Source organism: Candidatus Nitrosocosmicus oleophilus (genome assembly GCF_000802205.1).
GTDB lineage: Archaea > Thermoproteota > Nitrososphaeria > Nitrososphaerales > Nitrososphaeraceae > Nitrosocosmicus > Nitrosocosmicus oleophilus.
In genome coordinates, this window is the sequence record NZ_CP012850.1 from 1,790,884 (window position 1) to 1,811,048 (window position 20,165).

Genomic DNA, 20,165 nt, shown 5'->3' on the forward strand with positions numbered 1-20,165 from the left:
ATAAGGAAGGTTGGGTAGGACACTGCAGAAGCGGCAGTTGAAACAAGAGCCGCAGCTGCTAATGGAGCAAAATGGAGTGAATGGGAAGGTGGGAGTGAAAGGGAGGAGAGTGGGAAGGTGAGTTATGAGTTGATGTTGTTGATGTTGTTGAGGAAGATAATAAAAATGATGATGAGGCAGAGGGTGGGGTTTCTGTCCTTACGATCTCATGAATTTAAGGAACTCGCCCTCATTCTTGAACTTGAAAACAAAATTAGATTCAAATTCTTTTTGTAATGTTGACGTTTTACTTGAACCATAATGATGACCGGGCAGGATTGTCAAATTTCCATCCAAGTTTACTAGTTTACCATATATTGAGTCAAACATTTCGTGTGGATTACCTCCGGGTAGATCAAGTCTTCCACAACTACCCACGAAAACGGTATCTCCTGTAAGCATGACTTTGTCATCAATTATTAGACAAATACTATCCTTAGAGTGTCCCGGAGTGTGGATTATTTTGATTTTTGAATCACCGAATTCAATAATTTCTCCATCATCTACCTCAATGTCTTTCTCTAATGGTGATGACTTATGCTGTATCACCTTTGCACCTGTGGTACTCTTTACTTTTTCATTACCAAATATGTGATCAAAATGTGAATGTGTGTTTAGTATATACCTATTACTGAGTGAATTATTTTTCAAATATTCAAAGATAATTTCCAAGTTCCAGGAGGGATCTACGATTATCGAATCCTTATTTTTTTCATCCACGATGACGTAAGTGAAATTTGCCATGTCTCCTACCAGAAATTGCTCTATCTTCAAGCTCTGTCACACTACCCCTTTTTCTGTCTCAAATGGAATACCAATCTTTTTAACTATTAACCTTCCAACGTTCTCCGGATTCTTGAGTAAACCATGTTTTGGTCGATGAAAAGTTATCGTGGCGTCTGCACTAATCGCTTTATCAATAATTTTTCCACTGTCTGGATCTAATCCTGAAGGGATATCAACTGCCAAAATAAAAGTAGTTCCTTTGTTATCATTTATTGTTTCTATGATTTTTGAATAGGGTTCTTTTATTTCTCCTTTAATTCCTGTTCCAAAAATCCCATCCAAAATAATATTTGCCTTTTTGATCTCATCTTCAATTTCAGCGATATTGTTTGAGTCTAAAATAAGTCTTCTAATAGAACCCATTTTGCTTATGATTTGCCAATTTAGAATGGATTCTTCGGTTTTAAAGTCCTCAGGGGAACATAAGATGATCACTGATAAGTTGATTTTATTTTTAGCTTTATTTCGTGCTAGAATGTATCCTGATAGATGACGTATTGCAACCATCGAATCACCACCGTTATTACCCTTCCCACAAACGGCTACAATAGAATTCTCTAGTATGTTTTCTTTGAATTCATCAATCAAGAAATCTGCAATTCTAGATCCAGCATTTTCCATCATCAAAGTTTTCTTCATAGAATAAATGGATTCTCCGTTGTTTTCTATCTCGTACATTTGACCCGAAGATATCGACTCATATCCTTTCTCTATAGCATGATTGCTTTTCATATCCATAAATTTACTTATCTTAAAGACTGTATTAATAAATTTTTTACAAAAAAATGAATGACAGTCTTTTACTGATATGAGTGTAATCTCTTTTCTTCATGAGTTTTTATTTTCTTATCAAGGGAGTCTTTATGATTTTTTGTGATATGTATTTTATGACATTCATCATGAAGGATCCCTATTTCGCAGAATTCACATGATGTTACAAATTCTAAATCTTTGAAATCATTCTTGCAAAAACTGCATTTTTCATTGGGTAATGACTCAGTTGACAATGGTTTTAGCCATCCTTCTCTCCATAAGACGTTGACCAATAAACAAATGATAATCTAATCCCTTAAATATCTGTTATACATTAAAAGGCATCAAATAATTTTTTAACTTAACTTTCTTTATTTTAGAATTATATATTGCATAAGTATCCCCGTTGTAATTACATTTGATGATTGGAAATATTGTAGGTTTTTTCTTAAATCTTACTATTTTGTAGTATTCTTTAGTTTTTCTTGGTAGGTATTTTATTTCCCCCTTAACTATTAGTCTTTGTTTTCTCATAAACTTAAAAGCCAAAATTATATATCTTTCTTGGTAAGCCTCAAACATTTCTGTAATGAGATAACATCTGTAAATTTGATCTTGGGGAACATAAATGCTATTGCTTGTAGCGGTTTTTGCCTCGATTGATAATAATATGGAATCTGGGTTATTTACTGCTACAATGTCAGGTAAGCCCGTACTCGATCCTCCCAATCTTCGCGCAATCCATTCTCCAGAATTTAGTTGCTTTACCAAACGATACTCAAAATTATAACCTCTGCTTCTGCGAATATTGGTCATCCATCTCAACGTTTGATTTAGATGCCATAAATTTTTTTTTATACACTCATAGCAACTATTTATAACGAGCCGCGAAACTCTAATTATGACTTTTGATATTGATTCTGCCAAATTACAGGATTCGCTGAATGAGTTTTCTTCTTATCTAAAACAAGTGGAATCAAGTAGGGAGAAACTAATAAAGGAAAATAGGGAGATTATTGCTTTGAGTAGCAAGGCTATTATATTGCTGCACAGCGGAAAAACTGTTGAAGCAACTGAATTAATTAATGATGCTTTTTCTTTGCTTTCTGAACTCAAAAAATATGTTATTTCTGATTTAGAACGTTATTTGTGGCCTGCGGAACAAGAATACGTTGAAGCTGCTATTTTAAAAGAGATTGTTGAAAGGAAGGAGCATTTTAGCGGACATGTCGAGCTGCAGGTTTCATTAAACGCATATGTTACAGGACTGCTAGACTGCATAGGTGAAATCAAGCGTATGATCTATGATAATCTTAGGAAGGATGATTTTGAATCAGCATTGTCTTTATTTACTATAATGCAATCCCTTTATGATTTAATATACCCATTTTCTTTCTACGACAATATTGTTTCTGGGGTCAGAAAGAAACTAGATGTTGGCAAGAGGATAATTGATGACGTTCGTATCTCCATAACCGAGGAATACAGGCGAAAGAGCTTTCTTGATCGGATTGACCAAGTGTCCCTAGTTAGATGATGTGCTTATTTGGTTCTGATAAATACCTAAAGGCACGGAGCATTCTTTTTTGGTGCTTAATTCAAAATATAGAGCTTAGGTGAATTTGGCAAAAGCTTCAGATAGATGCCCATTAAGCTTTTTAGACCATTCGGGGAATCCTTCTGATGTATCGGGATAGTTTCTATAATGCTTGACCAGCTCCTCATTCATTTGAGAAGTAAATTTCAAGTCCTCTGCAAGTTTCTTGTTTAGTGCTCCTCTTATCATCATACCTAATTTGCTAACAGTGCTAAATTCTGGATGTTCTCCATTAGTTATCTTATCAATGTCCATTTTTGACAAAAAGTGCTTCATTCCATAATTGATCTGCTCGTTGGTGAGTTGTTGGAGCATTCTTCTGAATACTTCTAGACCTGCGGTCTTATAGCCATATTCGTTAATGAAATTCTTATTGTATTTCCAAAGCCCATTTTCTGAAACGTCTCCTGATTCTATTGCTTCAACTATATCTTTTCCAGCTATTGTGGCTGCAATTATTGCAGGTCCTATGCCACCAGCATCCAGCGGCTTTGGCATCCATGCCGAGTCCCCAACCATGATATACCCATTGGCAACCATGCAATCGTTCTGTCTCCTTACAGATACCTGCCATGTGCCCCATTCATTGCCTAGGTCCTCCTCTCCTATTGATAACCTTGGATTTGATATAACTGGATTAACACTGACATAATCGTCTATTAACTTCTTCAAATCCCTCTTTTTTCCAATTTCCTTGTTTGCTTTGTCAAACAGCTTTTGTTGAACACCCAAACCAATATTCACTTTATTTTCTCCTTTCGGAAACACCCATCCATAACCCCCGGGAGCCAAATTTTGATCCAGGTGAATTATACAATATTCTGGGTCAAAAAACGTCTTGTCTTCATTACCTTTTTTATCAAAATCGTAAATATATCTGCCAGTAGATTCTAGATCATTCCTATCTATCCTTCTTTGTATGTGTGAATTAATAGGCAGATTTGTTCGTAGTACTGAAGTAACACCAGTGCAATCAACTACTACTTTAGCAGTTTTCTTAAATATTTCCTTAGTTTTTGTATTTTCGCCTTCAACACCTACAATAAAGTTATTCTCAGTTGTTAGTTGTCTAATCATGATATTGCTAGCTATTTCAACGCCCATTTTGGTTGCCTCACTAACTTGCTTTTGAGGTAACCGTTTTCGATTTAAAATATATCCTTCTCCATCAAATGACACTCGGGTTTCGTGATCCGGTGAAAAGGCTACTACTCCCTTCACTGGATGTTCGATTTCTGGGTAACCCCATGATATTTTAATTCTATCGGTCATGTAATCAACAGTGTTTTTGCCAACTGCATCACCACAAATCCAACCAGAAATGGTTTTCCTTCCTTGAATGTCGATGGAGTTCCTATCTAGTACTAAAACCTTCATTCTTTGTTTAGAATAGTAAGCTGCAGATGAGGCTACTATTAGTCCAGCTAACCCTCCACCTGCTACTATGATGTCATAATCTGTTTTTGACAGGCTCATCTTTTCCTGATATTTGGTACAGGCAAGGATAATTAAAGCTATGTTGTCAATAACTGCTGTCAAAATTGTCCTTCCAGGTCTAGAATGATCGATAAGCACAAAATGCATATTATGAGCGGGAATTGATATCAAAAAACCGCCATTTTAGGCATGAAACATTTCCTTATCTGAAAAGCATTAAAAATAACCGACCCTGTTACAATTGGAGAATATCACACCAAAAAAAGGGAAATTATAGTGATTTAAAATCTGTTTTCAAATAGACGAGTAAAAAGTGACAAAATTTATATATAAAGTTATTTCTGGCTTTTAGTTGGTTTGCCTTATTATTATTTCTGGCCGAATTTGAGTAAAATGCTAATTTGGTTTTTTGTTTCAGAAAGTATTGGTAACATAGACAAATGTTGTATGACGATTGCTACAAAAGAGCTATCTGGCAATAAATGAGTCCTTATTATATTTGTATGAGATGACTTTAAGTATCTAAAAGCTCAAGTATCATGGGTAGATTATTAATAGAGTGACGACAGAAATCGATCAATTTTTTCGAAATATCAAGTGTGATCACTGTAATAAAATAATCGAAAAAAAGGTAAAGTATTATTTTGATCAACCAAATGTTGTTTTGCTATCAGTTGATGTGTGTACCGATTGTAGCTACCGCATAAGTTTGAAATAACTCTGGATCGGCGTATCTAAACATATAGCAAATAACATAAGTTTTCCGATTCATACATTCTTTACTTTACCTGGGATTTTAGAATATTCTGTATACTTTTCTAATTTCACTATTTCCGTCCTTATTATTAATTCATAGCAATAATAGACTCTGGATGGATGGGTGGATGGGCTATGAATGAATGAATGAATCAGGATCCTCGCCCTTAATTTGATTACATCTCATGATACAAGAAAAACCGTTTCTAAAAACAGGTTATATCTGTTATTGCTCTTGATTAGGATAAATGATCACCGCAAGTTAATCTTAACCAAGAAACGTATTTCTTAATTCTGTACAATTATTGCATAAGTTGGTTTAAGATTCAAAGTATGTCAATACTTATGGAAACCCGATGATTACACAAAAATATAAAACGAGTTAGTCCCTTAACTATATTATAAAAAATTGGAGCGAGAAATAGACACCATAAAACCTAACCAAAAAAGAACAAAAATGGAGTGTATTAGGTGTGGTTCGATAATGGGGGAAATTACAGTATGTCATCTAAAATGCCTAAACTGTGGCGCCGAATTGACTTGTTCAGATAAAGGAAATTTTTGGTAACCACCATTTAAGCATTATATATCCATTAGAAATCTAAGATACTGGAATTAGGATAACTAAATCTACACAATTTATCATTTATCCTCAAATGTTCTATCTGAATTTGGCATTAAACAGTAACTTGTTGCCAATTTCATTCTCGTGAGCATGTATTGCTTCTTGTAATTGCATCTACATAGGTATTCTTCTCTAAGCTCCCAAGTAACAACCTCTTAATCACCTAAATACCTAATCGCCTCTCTCGAACACAGCTTCTGATCCCGAATCTCTAAATCAGTTAGAATAAATTCTAGATTTCTTAACAATGAATGTGAATAAGAAAAATCTTTACAATTCAAGTGAAAAAAAAGTTAATCCTTATTATTTTGATGGCGAAGTAACAATTAGAGAAATCTATAACGAATCTAGTAGTAATGATCAGGAAGTATATTTTGTAGAATTTTCTAGAGGCGCATTGACCACAATTCATTTCCATGAGACCGAACAATTCCTAGTCCCTTTGTACGGAAATGGCGTAATAGGCGAAATCGATATTAACACATCCGGTTCCTTGTTGGAATTTACTTTTGAGAATCTGATCATAAAATCACTCAATGTTGGCGAAATTGTATCGATTAAACCAAACATTCTACATTTTCATGGCGCTTGTCCCGGTCAAAATTTTTCACATATGGCATTTAGAAAGATGTATGAAACTGTACCAGGTCCTGAAATGACAGAACAAGTTCATACACAAACTATCTGGGGTTATGAAATGATATCTAAAGCACTAGGCTCTGAAGATCGATCTCAAATATTAAGTGAATTGAATCGAATTTCTGAAAAAATTCGCGATGCTGTTACTACATGGGCAAAGGACAATAATCTCTGAGCCAATAAAACATAATAAAAAGTGTAGCCTGGATCAAAAAATATGATGATTAATTACTTTGGTTTTCGTTAATTGAAAGACTGTCCTCTAGATCATTTGCTGGATTGCTGATGGTTGTATCGTTATCTAAAACTGCAGTGTCATTTCCTTCTATTACTTCAAAATCTCCGACTGTTTCGGTGTTGTTAGGATACATTTCAGTTGTATTTTGTGCAAATGCATTACCCAAGCTAAAGCTCACCAGAATGGCTGCAAAAGCAAAAACTGCGATAATGCCTGTCTTATTTTCCATTAGATAAAAAAGTATTAATGTATTATAAAAGTATATTGAAGGTTAATATCATATTTCAAACTGGCCTTATCACTAAATGAATACGGAAGTAACTGGATTGATTCTTGTATTATTTTGTAAGGTTGTTAAGCCATCCTAATTTCCTGAAATAGTAAAGCATTATGATTACCGATCCAACTGAAAAACACACGGTAACGATTAAGGGCATAAAATCTATTAGGCTGTAGCTATAATTCGTACTTCCTGGGATATTAATATTCATTCCATAAAATGTTCCGACTACTGTTACTGGAATTGATAACGTAAATAAGATTGTCAAGAAACTCAATATCTTGTTAGTTTTCTCACTGCTTAACATATGATCTGTATCTTTGTAAATCTCGATGGTTTCCTTTGACTCGTCTAACGCTTCGAGTACCTTGGAAACATGATCATTTATATCATTAAAATACGAAATAAGGTCTTCTTCTTCTACGTCGGTAGAGAATTTTCTTACGTCCCTTGAAATAACTTCAAGCATAATTCTCTTTAGAGGCAGTACTATTCGCCGAAGAGTGGTTATTTCTCGCCTCAGCATGGAAATTTCTTTTGCGACAGCCACCTTGTCATCAAAAACTGCATCCTCAATATCATCCAAGTTGCCGATCACCTTCATCAATATGTGAAGCAAATCATCCACCAGAGCGTCCAATATAGAATGTAAGAGATATCCTGGGGAATTTCCCATTATGTTTTGTTTGTTCTTTCCATTATCCATTTTGCAAGCCTGAAATAGTTCAGAAAGTGGCCTCAAGTCACCGTGCTGAATGGATATTAGAAAGTCTTTTCCAATGAATAACGAGAGTTGACTAAATCCGGGTGAAGTCTTTTGCTTCTGGGTCGTCGGGAATTGTAAGATAATAAAAACATGATCCTCGTACCTATCTATTTTAGGTAATTGATTTTTGGACAAACAATCTTCTATGTTTAACTCATGGAGAGAATACTCCTTGGAAACCAAATCCATTTTTTCCCTTGTAGGCTGTTCGATATACACCCATTCCAATCCTCTACTACCCAGTGAATCCAACCCTTGAAATCGATTAGATAACTTCATCCTACATAACCTTTGTTAGTCTCAATTAACTTCAATAACTCCCTACTAATTAATCTACTACGGACCAAATCTCTACTTCTTAAATATATAACTACTTTCTAGGTGGAAAGTCCTTCAAATTATCTGACTTACACCTGTGGCAATTCATTGACTCCGATGAGGAGAGGTAATTAATATAATAACAGTTTGAACATTGTTTTCGTACAAACCTGGATTTTAAGATGATTTTACCAGTATCTTTTTTGACGATCAAAACATTCCTATCATGGAGATCATATATAACAGTATTAAATAATTTGGTTATTTCTTCCACTTTCCAATCCCTATATTTGAGGTAGTTTTCTTTCATATAACTGCAGATTTCGTTATTATCAAATATGCTCTCAAAATCCTCACCATTTCTATTGTTTACCCGAAAGAAATAATCTCGCAAATACCATTCAAATTCAAATGACAGAATTTCAGTATTCAAGTTCTTTTTTAATAAATACCATTATTTTTTAATTCTTTCGGTTTGAATGTTCAAAGTAATAATGACTTTTTATTTGATCAACCGGTTGATGGATTATAGAGTTCATGAAGTTGAAGGCAAATCTGCAACTTGCATGGAAATTAGCTTCTTTAATCTCGGCAGATTGTAACCCAAATGAGCAGAAATAGGTATAATATGATCTATGTTTTCAGTTACATTCAACTCGTTCATCTTGTTCATTATTTCATTATTTTTTACCATGTCTATCTTGTTTAAGACTAGTATGCATTTTTGAAATGGAATTTGCAATTTTGATAAGATTTCTAGTGAACTCATCAATTTTTTCTTTATAATTGGAACATCGTCGGTAAAATCAATTATCAATAAGATCACGTTAGCATAATTCAGTTCAGATAGCGTAGACTTGAATGCTTCGATCATGTATGGTGGTAGCTTACTAATGAACCCAATTGTATCTGATACAAGAACTTTCCTTCCTTCAATCTGCGAAGAACGAGTAAATGTTGTCAATGTTGTAAACAGCTTCGTACTGGTCTCCTTATTCTCGTTGGTAAGGATGTTAAACAATGATGTTTTACCAGCAGAAGTATAGCCAGTTAACGATATCAATGGAATGCTGCTTGAGAGTCTTTGGATCCTGTGGAGGGCCCTTTTTCTCTCCTCAGCTTGTAGTTTTTTCTTTAACAACGTGGTTCTCCTTTTAATATCTAAAATGTGCACGTCTGCATCGTATTTTCCTAAGCCATAAAATCCGGGCTGCTCACCTAGCTTTGCCAGCCTTGCCTTCTCTTTTACTCTGACAATATCATATTTTAGCTGCGCTAACTTTACTTGAATCTTTGATTCATTTGTTACTGCTCTATTTAGGAAAATTTCTAGAATCAGTTTTTCCCTATCCACAATTTCTATCTTGCACAATCTTGCAAGATTGTATTGTTGACTTGGTTTTAGAATTTCATCATATATGATTACGTCAGGTTTCAATGCCGCAACTCTCTCCTTGATCTCTTCTGCCTTGCCCTTTCCGACACCGAATCTAGAACGGGTAATGTTTTTCTGGCTAATCACTTCTAGGATAGAATATCCAACTGATTCAGCAAGGCCTCTCGCCTCGGATAGGGCAAATTGGTTTGGATATGTGATTAATATCGCTTTCCTACCCTCTGAATACATTAATTTTAAATTTTCTATTCAAAGTATCCAATTTAAACCATCGACTCATTTGACCACCATCACTCTGGGGTTTTGATAATAAATATTTGGTAAAGTTAAATAATTTGTCTTAAATATTATATATTGTTTGCAACTAGCATTAAGGAGAGTTAACGGCTATATAATCCGAAGATGTGCTTATGAAGATTTAAATTCGGTAATCAGCATTAATTTAAAGACTCTTCCGGAACACTATACCGAGTATTTTTTCGAGTCTCTTTTACGCGAAATTCCAGAAGCATTTATCATTGCTGAAATTAATAATGTGGTGGTAGGCTATATAATGTGCAAATTAGAATTTGGTTTCTCGAATTTTAGGAAACTCGGGTTCGTGAAAAAGGGCCATGTCGTATCAATAGCATTGTTGCAAGAGCACAGAGGAAAAAGTATAGGTGAGGCATTGATGATGGAAGGAATTAACGGGGTATCAACAAGAAAGGGTGACGAAATATATCTAGAAGTTCGTACTAGTAACGGTCCTGCAATCTCATTATACCAAAAACTTGGATTTCAAATCAAATCCGTATTGAAATCTTATTATAGAGATGGGGAAGATGCCAACTTGATGGCTTTGGAAATAGCGTAAAACAAACAAATTCAAAGATTATCTTTGTGCCAAAATATGAATTAAATATCTGATATTTTGCTATATCAGTATGAATATCTTTGAGCCCTCCACCTTATTGGCTATTTTCCCATATGTTTTCATCTCTGCTTTTCCAATATTTGGGATAATATTGGTTACATATTGGTTGGTAAAGGACTGGAGATTAAAAATCAAAAAAAATTGATTTAAAAGTAGTTTTTGGTTTCAACTTCCTTTATCATCATAATACCGTTAATTGGTATAGGGATTGAATTTCTTGTCATTTTATGCACTGCCTATGATCGATGGATTTTTTATCTTACCACGTAAAATGGAAGTCTCAACATCATATTTGTACCACGCCCTTTAGAACCATTACTATGGTTCATCTTAGAAAAACCACGTGCAGATCAGAGTCAAAATCTTGTGTTAAAGGATGTCAGGATAAACGCGCAATGAAAAAACTACTTGTCTATACTTTTAATTTCAAATTTTGTTCTTTGGAGAAAAAAAATTCTATCAAAACCAACTGATAAGATTCTTCTATTGTAGACAATAAACGATTATTATTTAACCAATGAGTACATTTTTTTTTATCCTGTATTTAATCTAACTAGACTATTAGGGTCATTGAAATCAGTTTGCTGATAAAGGGGAGAGAAAGGGGTAAAACAAAGTATCGGGACAAGTGTCAAATCTTTTACTTAATTGTAAAGAGTTGTATAGGCAAGTATCAAACCAAAAATAAGCTTAGTTACTACAGTTCATATAAAAGATTGAATGAATATTTGGCAGACTTGATACGTTTGAATATGCTACTCTTTGACGAAAAAAAGCAAAGATTCATAGCGACTCCCAAGGGAAATGATTTTGTACGAAAATATGATAATATTATAGAGTACATCCCATCTTTCAAAACAGATTATGAGATCTAGTTACAACCATTAGTGAAGGTGGACATCCTCTTTATTTAATACCAAACCTGTTCAAATATTCTATTTATAAAGGTCAATCTGAAGGCCACTATCATTCATTCACGTAATTAAAGCTCATAGCCCCATCCTTCATATTCTATAAGGTTATTGTATTTCTCTATAACGATTCTATTAGTTTTATTGACTGACTGGTCAGTAATACTTATATGATCATGTTTGCTAGATAGATATATGGAACCAATCCTTTCTGCTTCTACCAATGCTTTTAAGTTTTCCATGATTGTGCTGATATTTGCATCCATTGGTTCCATAATGCAAATAAGTGGAGGCAATTGGGATGTAACCTCACATTTATTGCTAACCCCGGAATCGTTTTTTACACCTTCTCATGCCCTACTTTACACCGGGATAGGTATTTTGTCACTTTCTTCTATCATTGGTGGGATCCTTATGCTAAAATATAGAGAATTAAAGAAGAGCGGTTTAGCACTATCATTCAAATTACTTATTATCGGATCAATAATATCAATAATATCTGGCCCAAGCGATTTTATTTGGCACCAAACTTTCGGAGTAGATGGATTTTTGAGTCCGACGCATCTGATGCTAATTACAGGAATGCTGATTAATACTTTAGCTGTAGCAATCGGACTGGTTCGATTAAATACATTTGTCAAGAGCGGTATCTTTTCTCAACTTGGGAGGATTTTTGCCGTTATATCCTTAATCGCATTATGGCTAATTTTGATATCCTATGTTTACATGTTTGCTCTGCCAATTTCTGATGGTGAATTATTTAACTTTAATCTGAACCCAATAGCAGAATCGTTAATAGCATTGGTATTCTTACCCTTGATTAATTCAGGAATGTTCCTGTTTGTGTTAAAGAAAACTCGCACTTTCGGATTCGCTAGCGCTGTAGCTACAGGTGTTATCTTATTAACAGCATTTACTAGTATACTTCCGTCTCAAGCGCTTTCGAATTTTCTCCCTTTTTACCTTTTAGCGATTATTCCATTTGTATTAGTTGACATGCTAATTTATGGCAAATTACCAATAGGCAATAATAGAAAAATCAGCAATAAACAAAAATTCGCAATAGCTGGTGCTATTTCTGGTTCGCTTTTTTATGTAATAGGGTATCCTCTTCTTCCTCTGGCCCTTTCAAGTTACTTGATGCCTGTGAATTTGGAAGAGACAGGATTTGTAACAATTGTTGACATAATTCCAAGCTTTGTTAATTCTTTACACTTGGTATTGCCAATAACCATTATTATTGGTGCTATCATAGGAGTTTTGTCTGCCAGGATTTACGAAAGAATCGATGGTTTTAAGGAAAAAAATTCAAAATCTGATAAAGTGATTTATGAATAATGTGTGCAAAGGTTACTTTACAACACAAGGTAGAAATTCAAGATCGTATAATCGCTGCTGCACTAGTATCTTTTTCTAAAAAAGGATACGATAAAACAAGAATGGATGATATAGCGCTAGAGTCTAAGGTGGGCAAGGGTACAATCTACATCTATTTTAAAAGCAAAGAGGATCTTTTCTATGCATTATGTGAAAAGAACTTGATTGAACTAAGAAAACAGCTATTTTCATTATTTGTTACCAGCAATAAAAACGATGAATTAAATAATCAAAAACTGATTTCCGATACGAAGGGATACTACAATAACTTTAGTCATTTCGAAAATAGTTACATAATTTTTCTAGAAATTCTGTCAAAATCGACCCGAGATGAAAAATTAAAATCAGCAATGTATTCTCAACACAAGAAGGTGACCGAGATTATGAAAGGATATATCCTAAGTTACCTCAAAGGTGACGAGAAAGCAATTATTCCGGATGATCGTGACATTGATTGCATTGTTATGAGTTTAATTGCAGTTTACAACGGACTAATGATAAACAGACTACTTGGAGTAGAAGAGGAAGCAAACAAAAAGACATGGGTTGACATCGTTAGCAGAATTCTTGGGACCACCATGACTACCATGACTACCATGACTACCCCGAAGGTAGAATAGCATATCTGTGGTAAGTCTTTTGTTTGTACTTTGTTCCCTATACTAATTTCTCTTCACTACTCTAAAAATAATGCTTTTAGGTATTTGTTCGGCATCTTAATCATGTATGGCTTGTGATAATAACACTAAATGGGATATCATTAAAATAAAAAACTTGTTCAAGTGATGGGTTGTTGGAAATCTAAATTCATATTGCTTACAATTATTCTATCGGAATAAACATCTCTTCTTGAATTAATTGGGAATATTGTTAATTGTTTGAGATAAGATCATGAAGTGTTCCATCTATATCTTTTTAACGAAGAATGTATATTACTGCGAACAAGGTTCTTATAAAAGCATATTTGCTGACAAGCCAAGATAGGTGTCTACTTATTACTTTCTATATTGACATTGATTCTATGATACCTGTAAGGATCCTTCCACTCAGTCATTGATATTTCGATCGTCATAATTAACTTCAGATTTAGGTTCTAGTGCGGGTTAGCATAAAAGAAAAGTAAAATAAAGGCTGTTAAGTAAAAAATGTCCTTTGGACATTATGGCTTTATTTCTCGCAAGCCATCAGGATAAATGATATTGAGAAAGAATCATAACAAAAACAATCGCCTATTTCGCCTTTTTATTCCCTATAGGGTTTATAGTATGAATGAAAGATCGTGTTCTCAGAGATTGACGAGGTTCGTTAAACATAAAATTGTAAATTTAGATATTTTTTGTTTTTTCTAGTAGACACTAAATGGTAGTTTGAGGCTTAACATTTAGCTAATTAGTATTAGTTCCTTCTAGTGGGAATTTAAGTAAGTTCAATATCGTACCAATTAGACAATTTGAAATAAATTTTGACCATGGTGACAAATACAGTCGGTAAAGATTTGACAAGAAGGTTTCCTAAAAGGACCAAAAATCTTTCAATTCATATTTCAACAGAAAAATCTCTACGCGAGCCTATTTTATTAATCCTATCTTTTTATAAAAAAATGGTTTAAAGTTAATTGTTTACATATTCAATTGCAATTGATTCATCACAGTTTGATAAATTCAATCTCTTTATCAATATTTCAAGGTTGCAATCATTATCTATTTGGTTTTTATCTTTAACTGCAACATACTGATTGCCATAGTCTCTCCTCAATCCATCATAATTTGAATAAAACCATTCAAAATTGTCTCTTAATTTTTCAAACTTTCTGAATGCCTCATCATTTAAAGAAGATTCAAGACTCATCTTTCATGACTAACAATTAAATAGTAAATTCTTTCATAAAAATGTTATGATATTTTTTATTGGTAACCTTGTAGCTTCCCAAGTAAACAATTATTGCGGCAAAAATCAGCTAGCTAGTTTGAAAATTACAGCTTTAATACCATTGAAACGCGGTCTAAGGATGGGAATTCAGGTTACGATTACCTGTGCATTTTGACTACGATAACTTGGATTATCCTAAACAATATTTGATGGTCGCAAAAAAGACTTTTATAAATATGTTAAACAATAAATCCTCTTGAATATCCTTTTGAGAACCTTTTGATGCCTATCACTTAATTAGAAAAACATTTTTGCCGATTTCCACATAGATTTGCGATTATTTGATGTACCCCAGATAGTTATGTTCTGATGACAGGAAAATTAGTAATTTCAGATGTAATGTTATTATTAGAATGGAGATTATCTTGATTCATTGAAGGGATTCCTATCTGTAGAAAGATTAGAAGGCCTGAGTGATTCTGTTCTTTTGGTCGCTTTAACGATACTAGCGTATAATCTTATCCCTCCTACCTTAATAAATGGTCAGGCCGATCCAACGGAAGTTGACAGTTTCTTTGATAATCTTTTTGGTATGGTGTCAAGTTTTTTTGTAATTTTTGTATTCTGGATACTATATATGAAGATACTTGATCATCTCACTGTACCAGATGACGTTGTAATACTTACATCCTTATTATTCTTTATACTTATACTAGTAACACCCGTATTTACACTGGCACAGGTACAGTATGAAAGTACTTCATCAGTAATTTTTCTTTCTATACTAATGATTATTACTGACTTTATCTTAGTTTTCATATGGAAATATATACACAAGAAACCATTGAGCGTTGACCGTGGACAAAGAGAAGTAAAAAGCATTCATAATATATTTCTTGTAATACCCACTCTATACACTCTTTCCATCCTATTGGCATTTTATAATATCAAACTTTCGATAATATTTCCTGTTGTGATGATTCCAGCCTTATTATTAATGAACATTCTCTTTCGGAAGAATGATAGCGGATATGGTTAAGACCGTTTTCAGGGTATGAATTTACAATTCCGATATTATCATATTATGTTCGATAAATTGGGCCGATAAGTCCATAACATGTTTTAAAGATCTTTGTAAAGAATTGCAAATAGGAGAATAATGGACAATTAGGCGCAGCATCATAAACGGGGATTGATGTACTCCTATATTAGAAATAACCAATTCAGTCCAAATAACAAAGTGCAAGTACTTTAGAAAATTATCCTGATGTTTTGTTTTTTAATGAAATCATAAGGGGAAAGGGTAGTCACGAAATAAATGAAAAATATTATGAATATGACAGTGATTTATTCGAGAAGTTGATATCCTCTTTATGTGTTTTAAGAATATTACTCCCTTTTGATTCAACCTTTTAGTCACCATGTTAATTGTCAACACTGCTACCATTCATTTAAGAACACATCAAAAAGGGGATTGATACTTTGATTTATAGTAATTTAATACCCGATCTATTTAATTATCTACGCCCTCCAAAGCCACCGTGTTCACCCCCACCGAATTGAGGTGAAAAGCCTCCGCCATTCTGTGGTGAAAAGCCTCCGCCATTCTGTGGTGAAAAGCCTCCGCCATGATGTTCATGTGTAACTCCAGCATGATGAACATACGTACCACTGCCACTTGGTTGAACATGGTTACCATTACTGTATATAGTATAGTGAGCATGAGTACCGCTAGAGTGATTATCATAAGCGGCCCTGCTATCTCCCCTGTCATCATGAATCACCTTGTTACCATTATCATCATAATGGAATTTCTGGTTATGATTGTTATTTACATAATAGTACTTGTGACCATCATTGTCGTACCAGTAGTGGTGACCTTGAGCATTGGTATAATAATTATTACCATTTTCATCCTTGTAATAATTATTACCATTTTCATCCTTGTAATAATTATTACCATTTTCATCCTTGTAGTAGGAATTCCCACTTTCATCAGTGTAATAATAGTTGTCACCTCCATCGGAGTTGTCATTATCTTCATCGTAGTAAATTGGTTGACCATAATAATCATAATCATCCACAATGGTCTCATTGACAACGTTTGGCACTGTAGCATTTTGTCCCAAAACACTTGTTTCTGTAGCATTTTGTCCCAAAACACTTGTTTCTGTAGCATTTTGTCCCAAAACACTTGTTTCTGTAGCATTTTGTCCCAAAACACTTGTTTCTGTAGCATTTTGTCCCAAAACACTTGTTTCTAATCCCAACATAGGTACTGTTACAAGAAAAATTGCAACAATGCATGAAACTCCAAACCGGTTACCCAAAATAGATCTTTTATCACTCATCACCGTCTTATGCTACAAATTATATATAAAGATATTGAGACGCAATTCACAGAGAACAGAAACGGTTTTTAACCTCAAAAAATCATCTTATTCCACTAAATTCTATTGATACACCTGATCCCCGATGGTGGAGTTATATGTTAGAAATCTTCATTTGATATTATTGAAACAAATTATATGAAGAGAATCAACACTATCATCTCTAGTAGAAGAATAAGGAGAGGACAAGAAGAATTAAACCATAATATTATTAAATGGTAACATTGAATTTATTTATATATCTCATGGTCGAACGCTTTCTGCTATCATAAACTAATAACAGGTAATTGACAAGCAGTTTGTTGATACCCATCATAGTTAAAATATAGAACAATTTTGCTAAACAGGCTATTTAAGTTGATTTAGAATAGATGTTTACTAGAGGAACATTATATATTCGTTCCTTTGTTGGATATACTCAATGATTCGATACAACCACAGAAGGGTGCTTGTATACTTGTTATTTTTAGTTTATTGAAAAAGCTTCAAATGAATCTTAAGATTGAACATGTTCTTCCGTGTGTACTGGGCTCTATGACGCACCTCAACGTCACTTCTGCCAAATTCAACACTTTACTGAATATATTAGCAGTTCAAAAACAAAAACCATCATCCTGATGATTTCCGTATCACTATGGGTTTCTGCTGTACATTTCTCAACCCAAATAAAAGTAGGTAAAGTAATTCTGCACAATAGCGGGATTTACCATCGGTTTAACCAAAGTCAACATCACTAAGATCCATGGTATTTTTATATCCACTTTCCTTCAAGTGCGTAATCGTCCTGAGTGAAAAATCATATATCTTATTTGATATCGTATTCTCATCATTTTTGCGGTTTATTCGAACAACTTTATCTATTTCAAATTGTCCTACTAACATGTCCGAATATTTTCTAGGTTTGATTGTCATACCGTGGTTCATTGAATTTTTGTTTAACAAATTATTTATGACATCATCTTTTGCACCAGCGTCTTTTGCGATCTTGATCAATTCCCTTGCAAGATCCACATAGTCTGATACTAGTAACAAAGCTTGTTGCTCTCGGCTTGTTCTGTCCGAATAAGTTATATCATTGCTTCTGTTTATTACACCATCATGATCCCAAGGAATTGTCTCTTGTTCAACTGGGTGAACATTCACGATTCCTATGCCTAGCTTTGGAACTGTGTCCCTTAACCCCTTTACTTTTAGCCAATAAAGCCGGTGCAGTATAACAAGCTGCGTTAATGGAGTGTTACTCATTATTCCTCCATCCCAAAAGTAGCGCAAATTCTTCTCATATTTAGCGGTATGGCCATCATAACTTTCTACTTCTAAGCGAGTGTAACTATAATTGATAGGCACCGAAGCGCTTGCAATAACATGATCTGACGTAATCCCGTCGTTATACCTTATAACATGTTCATGTCCAACTTCTTTTCCATTGTGGGTAATATATTTTCCATACTCGGATTTCCTTGAACCATCTTCCGTTTCGTAACTATCAAATGTTACAGCAGCTCCTTCTGCCACGTCAACACTCACAAGGATGAGTCTTGGTTGGGGCAATGATGATTTCTCATCGTAACTTGTTGCGATAGGAAATTTTGCAAATCTCTCTAAACTTCTCTTTAATGGCTCACTGTCAAAGCGATACCATATATTTTGAGGATCAAAATATTTAGTATCAAGTAGTGGGAATAAAGGTGAGAAGACTGTGGGTACACCTGTAATCGCGAATTGTTTTGATGAATAATATCTTCTTGCGGCTTCACCGGAGGCAAAACCCGGGTGAATGTGGTCATGCAAGTAATCCCACCAAGCCGTAAAACCCGGAATGTGGTCTAATGGAGATTCCTTTGACAAATACTCCCAGAACTCATTTAGTCTTTCTGAAGATCCCTCCCATGTCTTATTCTCTGTTACATAACTTACAATTATTGCAGCATTAATCGCACCTATCGAGGTTCCAGCGACAATATCTAAAAATGGTCTACCTTTTTCTCCTTTTTCTATATCTGTTTTGGTAACCTTTTCATATAGTGCTTGGTAGGCACCTGCTTCATAGGCGCCAAGAGAGCCTCCACCCTGTAAGACCAATGCTCTTTGGTTATTCTGAAATTTTCCCATATAATCTGAATTTGGGAAGGACATTATTATGTTCAACTATTTTTGATCGATTTTGAGATAGTCTGTGGAAATATCATGTCTTTTAGCATCGAGGATTATGGAAAGTTTCATGTATCATGGGGTAATTGTTAGGGCATTCTAGTCTACAGGTGAAATTTCTCTATATCTATAACCAAGAAAATTGTCGATGAAATAATTTATTCAGGTATACTAAAGGAAAAAATAGGTGTAATTCAATGGTTGTAACATCTCGTTATTTTACACGTGAGAATAAGATGGATATAAGTTATAATCGATAAGGTACTTTTAATGACCATAATTGGAGATGTTTACAGATGGATATATGGTAGACTATTACTAAAGCCATCAAATTTTTCATGGATTATACCTGGTCGACTGGCCTGTTCTGGCCTAATCAAGACTCACAAGGAATTTGAATGGGTTGCAAAACAGGGAGTTAGAAGCATTATAACTATCAGAGAAATTCCTTTACCACGAAAATATTTCAAAACTTCAAAAAAGGAAAAAAACGAGAAGGGTAACATAGTCATGGACTATCTGCACATAAAAGTTGATGACCATGATGCTCCTGATCTTGATGTTCTAATCAAAACAATTGATTATTTGGATGAGCATATTGAACAAGGCAAACCAGTTCTAATTCATTGTAATGGGGGCCACGGAAGGACAGGAGTTCTAGTAACTGGATACTTAATGAAAAAGGAAAAAATCCCCATGGAGACAGCTTTGAAAAAAGTCAAACAGTTACGTAAAAGGATCCCTCATAAATATAGACAACAAGAAGTCTTGAAACAATATGGGGCTTATCTTAAAGATAAAAACTATCTCGTGTAAACGTAGTAGCGTATCATGTGATTGTTCTTTTAGATGCTACAAATATGATGAGAACTTTGCCATCATTTTTTGTCCATATCATTAGAAAAGTAGGGGAGGCAACGA

The 20,165-nt window shown here is 34.2% G+C and carries 18 protein-coding genes; 8 read left to right on the forward strand and 10 right to left on the reverse strand.

Annotation, left to right across the window (positions count from 1 at the left end; translation table 11 throughout):
• Positions 1-198: 198 nt before the first annotated feature.
• From NMY3_RS08655 to NMY3_RS08665, 3 genes are all read right to left on the reverse strand, one after another.
• Positions 199-783, reverse strand: coding sequence for an MBL fold metallo-hydrolase (locus NMY3_RS08655; protein WP_196815493.1), 585 nt, complete (start codon positions 781-783; stop codon positions 199-201).
• A gap of 36 nt (positions 784-819) precedes the next feature.
• Positions 820-1,557: an NAD(P)H-hydrate epimerase gene (locus tag NMY3_RS08660; protein ID WP_196815494.1), complete on the reverse strand. Its 738-nt coding sequence runs from the start codon at positions 1,555-1,557 to the stop codon at positions 820-822.
• Between the two features lie 348 nt (positions 1,558-1,905).
• Positions 1,906-2,394 carry a hypothetical protein gene (locus tag NMY3_RS08665; protein WP_196815495.1) on the reverse strand — a complete coding sequence of 163 codons (489 nt, stop codon included), beginning with the start codon at positions 2,392-2,394 and terminating at the stop codon, positions 1,906-1,908.
• Positions 2,395-2,479: 85 nt separating this feature from the next.
• Between NMY3_RS08665 and NMY3_RS08670 the strand changes: the two genes are divergently transcribed.
• Positions 2,480-3,115 carry a translin family protein gene (locus NMY3_RS08670; RefSeq protein WP_196815496.1) on the forward strand — a complete coding sequence of 212 codons (636 nt, stop codon included), beginning with the start codon at positions 2,480-2,482 and terminating at the stop codon, positions 3,113-3,115.
• A gap of 75 nt (positions 3,116-3,190) precedes the next feature.
• On the opposite strand, the gene NMY3_RS08675 is transcribed toward NMY3_RS08670, so the two are convergent.
• Positions 3,191-4,651 carry an NAD(P)/FAD-dependent oxidoreductase gene (locus NMY3_RS08675; RefSeq protein ID WP_196818515.1) on the reverse strand — a complete coding sequence of 487 codons (1,461 nt, stop codon included), beginning with the start codon at positions 4,649-4,651 and terminating at the stop codon, positions 3,191-3,193.
• 1,595 nt (positions 4,652-6,246) lie between these two features.
• Here NMY3_RS08675 and NMY3_RS08680 point away from each other — a divergent pair.
• Positions 6,247-6,807, forward strand: coding sequence for a hypothetical protein (locus tag NMY3_RS08680; RefSeq protein WP_196815497.1), 561 nt, complete (start codon positions 6,247-6,249; stop codon positions 6,805-6,807).
• Between the two features lie 49 nt (positions 6,808-6,856).
• Here NMY3_RS08680 and NMY3_RS08685 read toward each other — a convergent pair whose 3' ends face one another.
• The 3 genes from NMY3_RS08685 to hflX form a co-directional block, all read right to left on the reverse strand.
• Positions 6,857-7,099: a hypothetical protein gene (locus NMY3_RS08685; RefSeq protein ID WP_196815498.1), complete on the reverse strand. Its 243-nt coding sequence runs from the start codon at positions 7,097-7,099 to the stop codon at positions 6,857-6,859.
• Positions 7,100-7,208: 109 nt separating this feature from the next.
• Entirely contained in the window at positions 7,209-8,195 is a 987-nt protein-coding gene (locus NMY3_RS08690; protein WP_196815499.1) for a magnesium transporter CorA family protein, read from the reverse strand.
• 574 nt (positions 8,196-8,769) lie between these two features.
• A complete protein-coding gene (gene hflX / locus NMY3_RS08695) occupies positions 8,770-9,861 on the reverse strand; it encodes a GTPase HflX (RefSeq protein WP_196815500.1) in 1,092 nt (363 codons plus the stop codon).
• Positions 9,862-9,988: 127 nt separating this feature from the next.
• Between hflX and NMY3_RS08700 the strand changes: the two genes are divergently transcribed.
• From NMY3_RS08700 to NMY3_RS08715, 4 genes are all read left to right on the forward strand, one after another.
• Entirely contained in the window at positions 9,989-10,486 is a 498-nt protein-coding gene (locus tag NMY3_RS08700) for a GNAT family N-acetyltransferase (RefSeq protein ID WP_231099969.1), read from the forward strand.
• Between the two features lie 641 nt (positions 10,487-11,127).
• A complete protein-coding gene (locus NMY3_RS17080; protein ID WP_196815501.1) occupies positions 11,128-11,421 on the forward strand; it encodes a winged helix-turn-helix domain-containing protein in 294 nt (97 codons plus the stop codon).
• A 216-nt stretch (positions 11,422-11,637) separates the two neighbouring features.
• On the forward strand, positions 11,638-12,795 hold the full coding sequence (locus tag NMY3_RS08710; RefSeq protein ID WP_196815502.1) for a hypothetical protein: 1,158 nt from the start codon (positions 11,638-11,640) through the stop codon (positions 12,793-12,795).
• Positions 12,795-13,454: a TetR/AcrR family transcriptional regulator gene (locus NMY3_RS08715; RefSeq protein WP_196815503.1), complete on the forward strand. Its 660-nt coding sequence runs from the start codon at positions 12,795-12,797 to the stop codon at positions 13,452-13,454. Before NMY3_RS08710 ends, NMY3_RS08715 begins: the two co-directional genes overlap by 1 nt.
• Positions 13,455-14,445: 991 nt before the next feature.
• Here the strand turns inward: NMY3_RS08715 and NMY3_RS08720 are convergent.
• Complete coding sequence (locus NMY3_RS08720; protein ID WP_196815504.1) at positions 14,446-14,682, reverse strand: hypothetical protein; 237 nt, start codon at positions 14,680-14,682, stop codon at positions 14,446-14,448.
• 454 nt (positions 14,683-15,136) lie between these two features.
• On the opposite strand from NMY3_RS08720, the gene NMY3_RS08725 reads away from it, so the two are divergent.
• Positions 15,137-15,742 carry a TMEM175 family protein gene (locus NMY3_RS08725; protein WP_196815505.1) on the forward strand — a complete coding sequence of 202 codons (606 nt, stop codon included), beginning with the start codon at positions 15,137-15,139 and terminating at the stop codon, positions 15,740-15,742.
• Between the two features lie 478 nt (positions 15,743-16,220).
• Here the strand turns inward: NMY3_RS08725 and NMY3_RS08730 are convergent, their stop codons facing one another.
• Both NMY3_RS08730 and NMY3_RS08735 read right to left on the reverse strand, forming a co-directional pair.
• A complete protein-coding gene (locus NMY3_RS08730) occupies positions 16,221-17,054 on the reverse strand; it encodes a hypothetical protein (protein WP_196815506.1) in 834 nt (277 codons plus the stop codon).
• Between the two features lie 753 nt (positions 17,055-17,807).
• Positions 17,808-19,229, reverse strand: a complete 1,422-nt coding sequence (locus tag NMY3_RS08735) for a patatin-like phospholipase family protein (protein ID WP_196815507.1) — start codon at positions 19,227-19,229, stop codon at positions 17,808-17,810.
• Between the two features lie 285 nt (positions 19,230-19,514).
• Here NMY3_RS08735 and NMY3_RS08740 point away from each other — a divergent pair, with 285 nt between their 5' ends.
• Positions 19,515-20,060 carry a protein-tyrosine phosphatase family protein gene (locus tag NMY3_RS08740; protein ID WP_196815508.1) on the forward strand — a complete coding sequence of 182 codons (546 nt, stop codon included), beginning with the start codon at positions 19,515-19,517 and terminating at the stop codon, positions 20,058-20,060.
• Positions 20,061-20,165: the final 105 nt, after the last annotated feature.